Here is a 12,150-nt window from a genome sequence, read left to right on the forward strand (position 1 = left end):
ACGTCGGCAAGCCGCGGCTTGCCTCGCGAATCAAGCCTGTCTGACTGGAGAGCAAGATGGACCAAGCAAAACAAGCTCAAACGAAGCGGCCCCGTGTGCGCGCCGCGATGCTGTCGATCGTGCTCGGCGCCGCAGTCGGCGCGGCCCTTGGCGGTTGCTCGGTGATCGACCGGAGCGCCGCGCCGGCGTTCTCGAAGAGCGATACGTGGGTGATCCTGCCGATCGCCAACAACACCGAGACGCCGCAAGCCGGACAGCGAGCCGCATCGATCGCGCAAAGCCTGTTGAGCGCGTATGGCTACGCCAATCTGACGCGCTATCCGACTAGCGCCGACGACGAAACGCTGTTCGATCCGGCCAAGCCCGACGCCCAGCAGAACGCGCTGAACTGGGCCCGTCAGCAGAATGCGCACTATGCGCTGAGCGGCGCGGTCAACGAGTGGCGCTACAAGGTTGGCGTGGATGGCGAGCCGGCCGTCGGCATCACGCTCGAAGTACTCGACGTGCAAAGCGGCAAGGTCGTCTGGACCAGCACCGGCAGCCGCACTGGCTGGAGCCGCGACGCGGTGTCGGGCGTGGCGCAGAAGCTCGAGCGCGAGTTGCTGAGCCCGCTGGCGCGCTGACGCTGAGCCGGGATCATGCCGATACGTCCGGTGCCATCTCAACGTTCGCAGCGTTCACGCGGAACGTGCGGGCCAGGCGCTCACGCCAGCGGTCTTTCAACCGAAATCAGGAAGCCCTCGCCATGAACACGCGTGCTCCGGATCAATTCGCGCCGCGCTCCCGTTTCAAGCGTCGCCAGGCGCAAAGCATCGGCGCGGGCTCGTGGTGGGCGCGGCTGGTCGCGCCGCCGCGCGGCTCGGCGCGTCGCCGCGCCGTCACCACGCTCGAATCGGTCCTCGCGACACTGCTCGCGATCGGCCTGTGCTGGCTGTTCCGGCCGCTCAACCCGTTGCTGATTCACGTCGGCTTCGTGTGGATCTGGAGCGTGCCGATCGTGCTGGCGTTGCGCTACGGGTCGATTGCCGGGACGTTCTCCGGGCTGATTCTGCTCGGCGCCTGGTACGTGCTGTATCCGGGCGCGGACCCGTCGTCGCTCGGTTCGATCGCGCATGCGCTGGGCGAGCCGCAAATGGAACCGCAGCCGTTTCCGGTCGGCTTCTTCTTCGGCGGCTTTGCGTTCACGCTGCTGTGCGGACAATTCGGCGACGTGTGGATCACGCGGCTCGGCCAGGCGCGCATGGCGAACGACTACCTCGCCGAGCGGCTGTCGATCCTCACGCGCAATCAGTTTCTGCTGCGGCTTTCGCATGAACGCCTCGAACAGGATCTGCTCGGCCGTCCCGCCACGTTGCGCGATTCGCTGGCGCGTATGCGCGCGGTGACGCTGACCCAGGAGCCCGGTAACGCGCAACGCGGCGTGGTGGATCTGCGTGGCGCGCAACAGTTTCTCGATACCGCGGCGCAGGCTTGCCAGCTGGAAGGCGCGCGTCTTTACGCGTGGCGCGACGGCCATCCGCATCACGAAGCCGCCGCGTGGATCGGCACCACCTTCGAGCTCGACGCGGACGATCCGCTGGTGCGCGAAGCACTCGAAGTCCGCACGCTCGTGCATATCGAGTCGGCGACCCAGCAAAAGGCCGCGCAAAGCCGCTATATCGCGTGCGTGCCGTTGATCGACGCGCTGAAGCAACCGGTCGGCCTGCTGGTGATCGAGCGCATGCCGTTTCTCGCGTTGACGCGCGACAACCTGCAATTCCTGCTGGTGCTGTGCAACTACTACGCGGACGGCGTGCAGCATGCCGACGTCACGCGCGACCTGCTGCAGGTGTTTCCCGATTGTCCCTACGATTTCGCGCTCGATTACGCGCGGCTCGTGCATCTGTATCGCGATACGCGGGTGCGCTCGTCGCTGGTCGCGCTGGTGTTCGACGAGCGCACGGCCAGCACCACCTGGTACGACCACGTGCTGCGCACGCGGCGCGCGCTGGACGTGCAATGGGCGCGCAACAACGGGCCGCTGCGCGCGATTCTGACGCTGATGCCACTGTCGGGCGAAGGCTCGATCGATGGTTATCTGCTGCGGATCGAAGACAATCTGCGCGCGCAATACGGCGTCGATTTCGAATCGGCCCGGATTGCCGTGCACGCGATGCTGATCGCCGACGCGGATCCGGTGAATGAATTGCGGCGTTTGCTGGAGCGTTGCGATGCACGAGCCTGACGCGGATTCGGTGCGGGCAGCCTCCGAGTCGGCCTACGTGTCGCCCCGTGGCTCCGCTTCGGCTTCACGTTCCGGCGTGTTGTCCGCGGCGCTGGCTTTGCTCGCCGGACTCACGGGCGTCGCGTTGCAACTGGCGGTTTTCCTGATCGCCACCCACGGCGCGCCGGACACCTCCGCGCAATGGCTCGGCGGCCTCCCCGACGACGCACCGGCCAGCGACGCCGCGCGTCTGAACACGCACACGCTGCTGCTCTGCCTGCTGATGCAGGCGCTGGCCGCCCTGCTGATCTCGCTCGGCATCGCCCGCGCGCTGCCGCCGCGTTACCGCGCGCCGCGCACAGGCGTACTCGCCGCGCTGTGGTTCCTGAACTTCGCGCTGCCGATCGGCGGCGTGGCCTGCACGCTCGGTGCGCTGGCCATCGCGCGAATCCTGCCGCGTCCGCCTGAACGCTTGCCGGTCACGCAGATCGACGAGCCCGAATTCGCCGCCAATCTGATCGGCAACGTGTCGTACGGCCGTGGCGCGCGTCTGAAGGCGGAATTGCAGAACGCCGATGCCGGCACCGCGTTTCGCATGACCGCCCTGCTGGCCATGCAATCGATGCCCGCGCGCACCGTTTCTCCGTTGCTGCAAGGCATGCTGGCCGACCCGCTCGACGACATCCGCCTGCTGGCGTACGGGATTCTCGACAATCGCGAGAAAGCCCTCACGCAGCGGATTCTGGTGGAACGCCCCAAGCTAGACCGCAAGCTGCATCCGGAGCTGAACGACACCGACCGGCGACGCGCCAACAAGACCCTCGCCGAGCTGTACAGCGAGCTGATCTACGAGCATCTGGTGACTGGCGACGTCTATCGCAACGCCGCCGATCAGGCCGACGGTTTCGCCATCGCGGCGCTCGACGCCGATCCCGACGACGCCTCGCTCTGGCGTCTGCGCGGCCGCCTCGCGCTCGACCGGCGCGAACTCGACAACGCCGACACGATGCTGCAACGCGCTATCGACTGCGGTTTTCCGCGCGAACGGATGCTGCCGTATCTCGCCGAAGCCGCCTATTTGCGGCGCGATTTCTCGCGCGTGCGCCGTTTGCTGCGCGAGATGGACAGCCACGCGGGCGGCTCGACGCTGCACGCGGTGCTGGCGTTCTGGCAAGAGCGTGAAGCGGGTGCAGCGAGTACAGCGACTAACGCTGCCGACCCGCGCGATTCGCGTGGCCCGCGCGCGGCCGACGCCGACGCCGACTCCAACGCACCCGACGCATCCAGCTTGTCTAACGCTTCCGACTCATCGGCTCGCGGCGCCATGCGCCGTGCCATGCCCGACCCCCTGTCCGCGCCGGACGCACCGCCGAGACGCCCAACATGAACACTCCCAAAGCCGCCACCGCTACCGTCGCACATGCTGCGCAAACCCCGCACGCTCCGCACGCCGCGGCCAAACTCCCGCGCGCGGCCTCAGCCGATATCGCGCTGCTGCTCGAAGGCACGTTCCCCTATGTGAGCGGCGGCGTCTCCAGTTGGGTCAATCAGATCATCCGCGCGTTCCCGGAGTACACGTTCGCGCTGTGCTTTCTCGGCAGCCGTCCACAGGACTATCCGAAGATGTCGTATGCGTTGCCCGATAACGTCGTGCATCTGGAGAATCACTATCTGTACGACTTCGCGCCGCCGCCGATGATCCGTCACCAGCCCGGCGACCCTGCCGCCTTCATGCAGGCCGGCCAGATGCACGAGAAACTGCGCAACCCTGCCATGCGCCAGGCGGCCGGCCGGATGCTCAGGGACATGCTCGACGATCTGCGTCCCGGCGGCGCGCTCGGCGAAGAAGCGTTTCTGTATTCGAAGGAATCGTGGACCTACCTGACCGATCAATACCGGCAGTTCTGCACCGACCCGTCGTTCGTCGATTATTTCTGGACCGTACGCATCATGCACAAGCCGCTGTGGCAGTTGGCCCGCATTGCCGAGGGACTGCCAAAGGCGAAGATGTTCCATACCGTCTCGACCGGCTACGCGGGTTTTCTGGGCGCTTTGCTGCGCTACCGGCATGGCCGTCCGCTGCTGGTGTCCGAACACGGCATCTACACGAAGGAACGCAAGATCGATCTGTTCCAGAGCCAATGGATTCGCGACAACCGCAGCATTTTCGAACGCGACGTGTCGCAGATCGGCTATTTTCGCGATCTGTGGGTGCGTTTCTTCGAAACGCTGGGCCACGTTTGCTACGACGCCGCCGAGGACATCATCGCGCTGTACGAGGGTAACCGTCGACGTCAGATCGTTGACGGCGCACCCGAGTACAAGACCGCCAATATTCCGAACGGCGTGAATCTGCCGCGGCTCGCGCCGCTGCGCGCGCAACGCGGCGCGCAGATACCAAAGACGCTGTGCCTGATCGGCCGCGTGGTACCGATCAAGGACATCAAGACCTTCATTCGCGCGATGCTGACCGTGGTGCGCCAGATGCCGGAGGCCGAAGCCTGGATCGCCGGACCCGAAGACGAGGACGAGTCGTACGCGAACGAATGCCGCGCGTTGGTCGAGAGTCTCGGCTTGCAGGACAAGGTGAAGTTTCTCGGCTTCCAGAAGATCGACGAGTTGCTACCCAAATGCGGCGTGCTCGTGCTGAGTTCGATTTCCGAAGCGCTGCCGCTCGTGGTGCTCGAAGGGTTTGCGGCGGGCGTGCCCTCGGTGACGACCGATGTCGGCTCGTGTCGCCAGTTGATTTATGGACTCGACGGCGAGGACGCGGCGCTCGGTGCGGCGGGCCGCGTGGTGCAGATCGCCGATCCGCGCGCGCTCGCCGAAGCGGCGCTCGACCTGCTCGACGAACGCAACTGGCACGCGGCGCAAAAAGCGGGCATTGCACGGGTCGAGCGGTTTTATACGCAGGACCAGATGGTGGGCTCGTATCGCGAGTTGTACGCGCGGCTTACCGCGCTAGCGAATCTGGAGCCGACGCCGCAGCAGGCGCTGTCGTCCTGAAGCGGCGCTCAGACGACGCGGATGCCGCACTGAGCCACTCCCCACTCAACGCAAACGGGACGGATCGCCATGGCCGGAATCGGGTTCGAACTGCGCAAGATGCTCCGCCGCGATACGCTGCTGGGGCTGATGCAGGCTTATACGTACGCCGGGCTGATCGGCGCGGGGCCGTGGGTGCTGTCGATCGTCGGCATTCTGCTGATCGGTGTGCTGAGCCTGCCGTTCGTCTTGCCCACCGGGCTCATCACACAGTTTCAGGTCTCGGTGACGTATCTGATCTCGTTGTCGCTGATTCTCACCGGCCCGTTGCAACTTGCCTACACGCGCTTTACCTCCGACCGTCTGTTCGAAAAGCGCGACGACCTGGTGCTGCCGAACTATCACGCGGTGGCGTTCGTCGTGACGGCGGCGTCCGCGGTGCTCGGCACGCTGGCGATCGTGCTGCTGTTTCCGCAGCAGACCGTCGCGTACCGGCTGCTCATGCTGGCCGGCTTCGTCGTGATGTGCAACATCTGGATCGCGACGATTTTTCTGTCGGGCATGAAGCAGTATGTGTCGATCATCGTGGTGTTCTTTATCGGCTATACCTTCACCACCGGCGCGGCGCTCGCGCTCAACCGCTTCGGCCTGACCGGGCTGCTATCGGGCTTCGTGACCGGCCAGACTATCTTGCTGGTCGGCCTGCTCGCGCTGATCTACCGCGATTACCGCAGCGATCATTTCATCTCGTTCGAAGTGTTCTGGAAGCAGTACCGTTATCCGTCGTTGATGCTCACCGGTCTGCTGTACAACCTCGCGATCTGGGTCGACAAGTTCATGTTCTGGTACTCGCCCGGCACGGGCCAGCCGGTGATCGGGCCGCTGCGGGCGTCGCTCATCTACGACATTCCCGTGTTTCTCGCGTATCTCGCGATCATTCCGGGCATGGCGGTGTTTCTGATGCGGATCGAAACCGACTTCGTGGAGTACTACGACGCCTTCTACGACGCGGTGCGCGAAGGCGCGTCGCTGCAGCATATCGAGCGCATGCGCAACGCGATGGTGGAAGCGCTGCGCAACGGCATCTGGGAGATCATCAAGGTGCAGACCATCGCCGCGATGATGCTGTTCGCCGCCGGCACCGTGCTGCTGTCGTGGCTGAAAATTTCGACGCTTTATCTGCCGCTGCTTTATATCGACGTGATCGCCGCCAGCATGCAGGTCGTGTTCATGGGCACGATCAACGTGTTCTTCTATCTCGACAAACGCAAGATCGTGCTGTGTCTGGTGGCGGGGTTCGTCGTGTTGAACGTGATTTTCACGGCGTTGACGCTCTCGCTCAATCCCGCTTTCTACGGCTATGGTTTCGCGGGTGCGCTGCTGGTGGTCGTGCTGGCGAGTCTTTACCTGCTCGATCGTAAATTGGAATCGCTAGAATACGAAACCTTCATGCTGCAATAAGGCCTCCTCTTTCGATGACCTTACCCAACGAATCGACACGTAACGCGCGAGCGAGTGCAGCCAACTCGCTGTTTGCCTTTCTGAAGGCGTTGCCGCTTGGCGAGCGGCTGATCGAAGGCGGTTTCATGGCGGTGCAGGCGGTGGCCGGCGCGAGTCTCGCGTTCGAGATCGGCCGCCTGCTGCATACCGAGCAGGCCTTCTGGGCCGCGATCACCGCGATCGCGGTCAGCCAGCATAGCTATATCGACACGCGCAATCTGTCGCGCGATCAGTTTATTGGCGCAATGGTGGGCGGCGTGTGCGGGCTGGCGGGCGCGCTGCTTGGCGGCGGGTATTTCGCGGCTTATGCGGCGACGGTGGGCGTCGCGATTGTCGTGTGCTGGATTCTGAATGTGGGTAGCGCGGCGCGGCTGGGTGGGATTACCGCGACGATCATGCTGCTGGTGCCGGGGATGGGGCCGCCGTGGGATAAGGCGTTGCTGCGGTTGGGTGAGGTGACCCTGGGCACGGTGTGCGCGTTGTTGATGGCGTGGTTGATGTCGAAGGTCGAACAGCGGTGGTTTGGGAAGCCGCGGAATACGTGAGGGACGGTCAGCGATGAGCCGTTCGTTGGTAGCGCCATAGCGTGCGGTAGCCGGCGAAGATCAGGCCTCCGACTAACAGCGTGGAAACGATCCAGTAAAGAAGTAAGGCGAGCATTTCCATGTCGTCGGCGTTCGCCAGGTCATTGTTTCCCGTCACCGAGAGCACGAAGCGGATGAAGCCGTCGACGAAATCCGGCATGTTGAACGGCAGGAGACTGAAGAGGCACGCGAGATACCATCCTCCTATAACGGAAACAACCACAAAGACCACGACGGCTAATATTTTCATTGCAAGCTGTCTATTCACTTCACTTCAACCGTTCCGTATGCCTTCATCGTAGTGCCTGGAACCGGCATCGTGAGCCCCCTGGATCGAATGAATTTTTGAGGTGCATCAAATGCACCCGAATTGACGACGGTAATGCATCCTTGGCTCAGTCGGAGCGGCCCCATTGGATGCAACCGGAAATTTCCCCTGGCGATTCCGTTAATGTTCGTGGTATCGCCCGACACGGGATTCCACAACATGAACCAGTACTGCCTGTCGGTGGAGCCAAAGCCGTATGTGCTCCACAAGTCACGCATCATTCCCATACGCCCACCCGAATGGCGGTCGACCAGATAATAAACTCCTTTAGGTAGCGGTCCGAGATTCGGAATAGCCGTGTCGTCCGGATTGTCCCGCCCTCGATCAGTTCCAGAAAAGGCCGTAACAGGTGCGGTTCCTGGACATGTGAGAATCGAAGTTTTCTGCTTGTTGAGAATGAAAGTGCATGCGACTGGCATATGACCATTCTTTATGTCCGTTCGGGGACGGCCATACTATCAACGTGGCTCTCTCATAAATCATTGAAGCCACTCCGTGATTTCACTCTCTCGCGTCACGCCGTACTTCAAGGAGTTATTCTCGATACAGCCAGCCTCGGACCGGTAAAGCGCACGTAAGCACGGCATGCAATCTGAATGTCCCGAGCAACGTACGTATTTTCTGACACACGATTTGCAAACCTCACGATCGCCAGGTGCGCAGAGCGGCATTCGCCGCAAGCAAGCGCAGCTAGCCTTGCGCCGCATCATCCTCTTGCGGCCGACGCCGGTAACGCCCCGGCGTCACGCCGATACTTTGCTGAAACGCCTTGCCAAACGCGGCTTCCGATTGATAGCCCACCATCTCGCCGATCTCCGCCGCGCTACGCTGCGTGCGCAACAGCAGGTCGCACGCGATCGTCATGCGGATCTGCGTGAGGAAATCCATTACCGTCATGCCCGCCCGCTCGTTGAAATGGCGCGCGTAAGTGGCCCGGGACATCGCGGCGACGTCGCCTAGTTCGGCAATCGTCCATGCACGCTCCGGCGCGCTCAACATGCTTTGTACGGATGCGCCCAGACGCGCGTCAGCGAGCAGCGTCAGCACGCCCGAGGTCGACGCGTTCTGTTCGCCATGCACGCGCAAGGCCATCGCGAAGAGCGCGTGGCTCAGCGCGGTGACGATGGCCAGCGCGCCCGGTTGACGATGCTCCGCCTCGGCGCGCATCAGCGCGATCACCGTTTGCAACGGCCCGAGTGCCTGCGCGCCGCCGAGCGACACGTGGAACGGATCGGGCAGCGCATTCAGCAGTAACGCGGATGAGCCCGGCGAGTAAACGAAGCGGCCGCAGAGGAGATCGACATCGGGCTGCGCCGCGGGCGCGTTGCTGTTGTCGCCGTTGTTGCTATCGTCGCTGTCGTGGCCGTCGTTGCGTCGCACGGGCAGCATGCCGTCGTGACTTAGCGTCAACGGCGCCGTGGCGTTAGTTCGCGCCACATTGCGCACACGATGCGCCGCACCGTGCGGAAACAGCACGAAATCGCCCGGCCGCAGCGCCACTTCCCCGCCGCCGGTGGTTTCGATCAGGCAGGCGCCCCCGAGCACCAGATGAAACGGCGCGATACCCGTTTCCATCGGCGCGTGATCGATATCGAAGCCGCCCGAGAGAAGGCAACGCAGATCGAGGCTGGCTTGCGGGCGGGCAAGGTCGATCAATCGGCTGAGCATGTCCATGAGACGATCGCGCTAAAAGTTGAGCGAATTGAGTATTCAGGATATCGCGGCGCAGCGCAATACTTTGTCTCACGACGCCGGCACCCGCCGACGCGCAATAGAGACGAAGGAGCATGGCCATGTTGAACTGGATCGAATACCGCAAAGAACTGTTCGGCCGCATCGGCGAGATCGGCAAACTGTCGCCGGATACCGTCCGGGCCTATCAGACGATGTCGAGCGCGGGTCAGAAAAGCGATCTGCTGGGCGCGAAGACGCGTGAGCTGATTTCGCTGGCTGTCGCGGTGAGCTTGCGTTGTGACGGTTGTATTACCGTGCATACGGCCGAAGCGCTGAAGCATGGCGCGACGCGCGATGAAATCGCCGAAGCGCTGGGCGTGGCGGTGGCGATGAATGCCGGCGCGGCCATGGTGTACTCGGCCCGGACGATGGATGCGGTCGCGGCTTATTCGAGTGACGCGGCGGATGCGGGTCGGTAATCGTCCGACTGCATGAAAAAAGCCGGTTACATGCACACGAGCATGCAACCGGCTTCGTTGCGCGCGGTAGTTACACCGCGTGCCGCGCCTCTTCCAACTGCTTGCGACGCGCCTCGCCCTGGCGCTCCAGCATCCAGCCCGGATACTCGGCCGGCAGCGTGCTGACCTGATCGAGCTTCGCCAGCTCATCCGCGGTCAGCGTGACGGCGGTCGCGGCGATGTTGTCGTCGAGTTGCTCGACCTTCTTCGCGCCGACGATCACCGACGTCACCACCCGCTGGTGCAACAACCACGCGAGCGCGATCTGCGCGACCGATACGTGCTTGGCCTCCGCGATATCGCGCATCACGTCGATGCAGTCGTACGCGCGCTCACGGTTGACCGGCGGAAAATCGAACGTCGTGCGACGGCTGCCCGTCTCGCCCTGCTGCTCACGTCCATATTTGCCGCTCAGCAAACCGCCCGCGAGCGGACTCCACACCATCAGGCCCAGGCCTTCGCTGTGCAGCATCGGCACGAGTTCGCGTTCGAGGTCGCGCCCCGCCAGCGTGTAATACGCCTGCAGCGATTCGAAGCGCGCGAGCCCAAGGCGCTCCGCGATACCGAGCGCCTTGACGATCTGCCACGCGGCCCAGTTCGACACGCCGACATAGCGCACGTGGCCGTGCTGAACCAGCGTGTCGAGCGCGCGCACGGTTTCTTCGATCGGCGTGGCCGGATCGAAACCGTGGATCTGATACAGGTCGACATGATCGAGTTGCAGGCGTTTCAGGCTTGCCTTCACACCGTCGATGATGTGATACCGCGACGCGCCGCGCGCATTCGGAAACTCGTCGGTCTGGCCGAACACCTTGGTCGCCACGACGACTTTGTCGCGCGGCACCTTGAGGTTTTTCAGCGCCTGGCCGGTGATCTGTTCGGACAGGCCGCCCGCGTAGACGTCGGCCGTGTCGATGAAGTTGATGCCCGCGTCGAGCGACCGGCCGACCAGCCGCTCCGCGTCGGCCTGCTGCAGATCGCCGATCTGCTTCCAGATGCCCTCGCCGCCGCCGAAGGTCATCGTGCCCAGACATAGTTCTGAAACAAAAACTCCAGTGCGGCCTAACGGGTTGTAACGCATTGCGGAGACTCCATCGTGAAGGGGTGGATGGGTGAGGCGTAGAGGTTACTGCAATTGGGGGAAGTCGGCTGGCGGGGCGGCAGGGCCACGGGTCGGTGTTGCTGGTAGTCACGGACGCGGCGCGATTTAATTCAATCTGTCGAGGTAAATATTCTCGTCGCCTCTAATCTTTACGACTCATTCAATGTACAAAAAATATTCGTCGTTGCGGCCAAAGATGAGGCCGACGATTAATTGTCAAACCTCTTGAAAATCAATACGAACAAGCGCCATCTCAACCTGAAAGAACATCCTCGCCAACAAATTCACCATGTCGCCCCGCTGCTCGCTAAGCACCCATCACGCATAACGCCATCCCAATATCGAGATCGCATAAATTGGAATAATTTGCCCGCTAAAATCGCGGCCTTCTGACGGAGAATGCGATGAGTGATAATCACAACGTTTACAGATATGGCCTCCATACCAACCTTCGCCCCGTGGACCTGTTTGTCTTCGTGGCTTTGGACGAAACCCGAAAGCAACTTGGTCTTGATGACCTTGCCAGTGCGGCAGCTATCTTGCTTGGTAACAATGACGTGCCCGTCGCAGGGAAGCTTGGCGGTGCGGTGACAGGCACATCAGTCGCCTCGCTAGCAGCGCGGCGACTCCTCCCGTTCAACGTAGCAATCCGTTTACCTACCATTACCCGCGCCGGAATCGGCGGTCTTCGGATCGCGATGACCAGAAGTCTTGGGGCTTTCGTTGGAAGAGCGATTCCGGTGATTGGTGTGGTGGTGCTGGCTCGCGATGTCTTTCTTATCATGAGACACTCGGTGATGATGTTTAACAGGCTGGTAAAGCCCGAAGACCGGATATTCTGAAATGGCCGATGAAACTTGGGATCAACTTGAAGCGTTTGCCCGCAAAGAATTGGGGCGGCCGATTTTCGGCGGTCCACTTAGATTGACACCGGCTAGCAGACTTGAAGAAGACCTCCGGCTAACTGGGCTTGATGCTGTCGAATTTATCGACAAATGGGCTGAGACTTTCCACGTCAAGGCCTATGGTTTCCCGTATCGTCGCTACTTTGGCCCGGACAGCCTCGACGTGATCAAGTCAGTTCTCGGCGTGTTCTCGGAGAAATTCCGCGATCCAGAACTCGTGCCGCTTACCCTGGGTATGCTCGCCGAAGCGATGCGACGCGGGAAATGGGACACCGAAGAGATTGAAGCAGCACGCAGTATCGGCCTTCGCCGACAACCGTAGATAACCCCCTTCCTTGCCCAAATGAGCCC

At 62.4% G+C, this 12,150-nt stretch carries 13 protein-coding genes; 9 read left to right on the plus strand and 4 right to left on the minus strand.

Translation table 11 applies throughout. From position 1 onward, the window contains the following. Nucleotides 1-107: 107 nt before the first annotated feature. The 6 genes from HWY05_RS02185 (at nucleotide 108) to HWY05_RS02210 (ending at nucleotide 7,233) form a co-directional block, all read left to right on the plus strand. Complete coding sequence (locus tag HWY05_RS02185) at nucleotides 108-623, plus strand: penicillin-binding protein activator LpoB (RefSeq protein WP_244146523.1); 516 nt, start codon at nucleotides 108-110, stop codon at nucleotides 621-623. A 122-nt stretch (nucleotides 624-745) separates the two neighbouring features. Then, nucleotides 746-2,224 (plus strand): PelD GGDEF domain-containing protein, encoded by a 1,479-nt coding sequence (locus tag HWY05_RS02190; protein WP_035557848.1) that lies wholly within the window; start codon nucleotides 746-748, stop codon nucleotides 2,222-2,224. Continuing rightward, entirely contained in the window at nucleotides 2,211-3,590 is a 1,380-nt protein-coding gene (locus HWY05_RS02195; protein ID WP_244146463.1) for a sugar ABC transporter permease, read from the plus strand. Before HWY05_RS02190 ends, HWY05_RS02195 begins: the two co-directional genes overlap by 14 nt. Next, on the plus strand, nucleotides 3,587-5,209 hold the full coding sequence (pelF, locus tag HWY05_RS02200) for a GT4 family glycosyltransferase PelF (protein WP_244146464.1): 1,623 nt from the start codon (nucleotides 3,587-3,589) through the stop codon (nucleotides 5,207-5,209). Before HWY05_RS02195 ends, pelF begins: the two co-directional genes overlap by 4 nt. Before the next feature lie 69 nt (nucleotides 5,210-5,278). After that, complete coding sequence (gene pelG / locus HWY05_RS02205) at nucleotides 5,279-6,649, plus strand: exopolysaccharide Pel transporter PelG (RefSeq protein ID WP_176057252.1); 1,371 nt, start codon at nucleotides 5,279-5,281, stop codon at nucleotides 6,647-6,649. 14 nt (nucleotides 6,650-6,663) lie between these two features. Continuing rightward, entirely contained in the window at nucleotides 6,664-7,233 is a 570-nt protein-coding gene (locus HWY05_RS02210; protein WP_035557852.1) for an FUSC family protein, read from the plus strand. Between the two features lie 7 nt (nucleotides 7,234-7,240). On the opposite strand, the gene HWY05_RS02215 is transcribed toward HWY05_RS02210, so the two are convergent. The 3 genes from HWY05_RS02215 to HWY05_RS02225 form a co-directional block, all read right to left on the minus strand. Then, entirely contained in the window at nucleotides 7,241-7,522 is a 282-nt protein-coding gene (locus HWY05_RS02215) for a hypothetical protein (protein WP_035557856.1), read from the minus strand. A 14-nt stretch (nucleotides 7,523-7,536) separates the two neighbouring features. Next, nucleotides 7,537-8,019, minus strand: coding sequence for a DUF2778 domain-containing protein (locus tag HWY05_RS02220; RefSeq protein WP_176057253.1), 483 nt, complete (start codon nucleotides 8,017-8,019; stop codon nucleotides 7,537-7,539). Nucleotides 8,020-8,290: 271 nt separating this feature from the next. Next, nucleotides 8,291-9,274, minus strand: a complete 984-nt coding sequence (locus tag HWY05_RS02225; RefSeq protein ID WP_035557860.1) for an AraC family transcriptional regulator — start codon at nucleotides 9,272-9,274, stop codon at nucleotides 8,291-8,293. A 119-nt stretch (nucleotides 9,275-9,393) separates the two neighbouring features. Here HWY05_RS02225 and HWY05_RS02230 point away from each other — a divergent pair, with 119 nt between their 5' ends. Continuing rightward, a complete protein-coding gene (locus tag HWY05_RS02230) occupies nucleotides 9,394-9,753 on the plus strand; it encodes a carboxymuconolactone decarboxylase family protein (RefSeq protein ID WP_035557863.1) in 360 nt (119 codons plus the stop codon). A gap of 70 nt (nucleotides 9,754-9,823) precedes the next feature. On the opposite strand, the gene HWY05_RS02235 is transcribed toward HWY05_RS02230, so the two are convergent. Next, the gene (locus tag HWY05_RS02235) at nucleotides 9,824-10,873 is read right to left on the minus strand and encodes an aldo/keto reductase (RefSeq protein WP_176057254.1); all 1,050 of its coding nucleotides are present in this window, start codon (nucleotides 10,871-10,873) and stop codon (nucleotides 9,824-9,826) included. A gap of 425 nt (nucleotides 10,874-11,298) precedes the next feature. Here HWY05_RS02235 and HWY05_RS02240 point away from each other — a divergent pair, with 425 nt between their 5' ends. Beyond that, complete coding sequence (locus HWY05_RS02240; RefSeq protein ID WP_176057255.1) at nucleotides 11,299-11,736, plus strand: STM2901 family protein; 438 nt, start codon at nucleotides 11,299-11,301, stop codon at nucleotides 11,734-11,736. Between the two features lies 1 nt (nucleotide 11,737). Continuing rightward, nucleotides 11,738-12,121 carry a DUF1493 family protein gene (locus tag HWY05_RS02245; protein WP_176057256.1) on the plus strand — a complete coding sequence of 128 codons (384 nt, stop codon included), beginning with the start codon at nucleotides 11,738-11,740 and terminating at the stop codon, nucleotides 12,119-12,121. Nucleotides 12,122-12,150: the final 29 nt, after the last annotated feature.

Origin of the sequence: Paraburkholderia sp. BCC1876 (genome assembly GCF_902833695.1) — a bacterium.
Lineage (GTDB): Bacteria > Pseudomonadota > Gammaproteobacteria > Burkholderiales > Burkholderiaceae > Paraburkholderia.

Excerpts from the sequence above, each read along its gene's own strand:
- HWY05_RS02225 (WP_035557860.1), bottom strand. The coding sequence starts at position 9,274 with ATGGACATGCTCAGCCGATTGATCGACCTTGCCCGCCCGCAAGCCAGC.
- HWY05_RS02235 (WP_176057254.1), bottom strand. The coding sequence starts at position 10,873 with ATGCGTTACAACCCGTTAGGCCGCACTGGAGTTTTTGTTTCAGAACTA.
- HWY05_RS02220 (WP_176057253.1), bottom strand. The coding sequence starts at position 8,019 with ATGCCAGTCGCATGCACTTTCATTCTCAACAAGCAGAAAACTTCGATT.
- HWY05_RS02185 (WP_244146523.1), top strand. The coding sequence starts at position 108 with ATGCTGTCGATCGTGCTCGGCGCCGCAGTCGGCGCGGCCCTTGGCGGT.
- HWY05_RS02240 (WP_176057255.1), top strand. The coding sequence starts at position 11,299 with ATGAGTGATAATCACAACGTTTACAGATATGGCCTCCATACCAACCTT.
- HWY05_RS02215 (WP_035557856.1), bottom strand. The coding sequence starts at position 7,522 with ATGAAAATATTAGCCGTCGTGGTCTTTGTGGTTGTTTCCGTTATAGGA.
- HWY05_RS02245 (WP_176057256.1), top strand. The coding sequence starts at position 11,738 with ATGGCCGATGAAACTTGGGATCAACTTGAAGCGTTTGCCCGCAAAGAA.
- HWY05_RS02195 (WP_244146463.1), top strand. The coding sequence starts at position 2,211 with ATGCACGAGCCTGACGCGGATTCGGTGCGGGCAGCCTCCGAGTCGGCC.
- pelG (WP_176057252.1), top strand. The coding sequence starts at position 5,279 with ATGGCCGGAATCGGGTTCGAACTGCGCAAGATGCTCCGCCGCGATACG.
- HWY05_RS02210 (WP_035557852.1), top strand. The coding sequence starts at position 6,664 with ATGACCTTACCCAACGAATCGACACGTAACGCGCGAGCGAGTGCAGCC.
- HWY05_RS02230 (WP_035557863.1), top strand. The coding sequence starts at position 9,394 with ATGTTGAACTGGATCGAATACCGCAAAGAACTGTTCGGCCGCATCGGC.
- HWY05_RS02190 (WP_035557848.1), top strand. The coding sequence starts at position 746 with ATGAACACGCGTGCTCCGGATCAATTCGCGCCGCGCTCCCGTTTCAAG.
- pelF (WP_244146464.1), top strand. The coding sequence starts at position 3,587 with ATGAACACTCCCAAAGCCGCCACCGCTACCGTCGCACATGCTGCGCAA.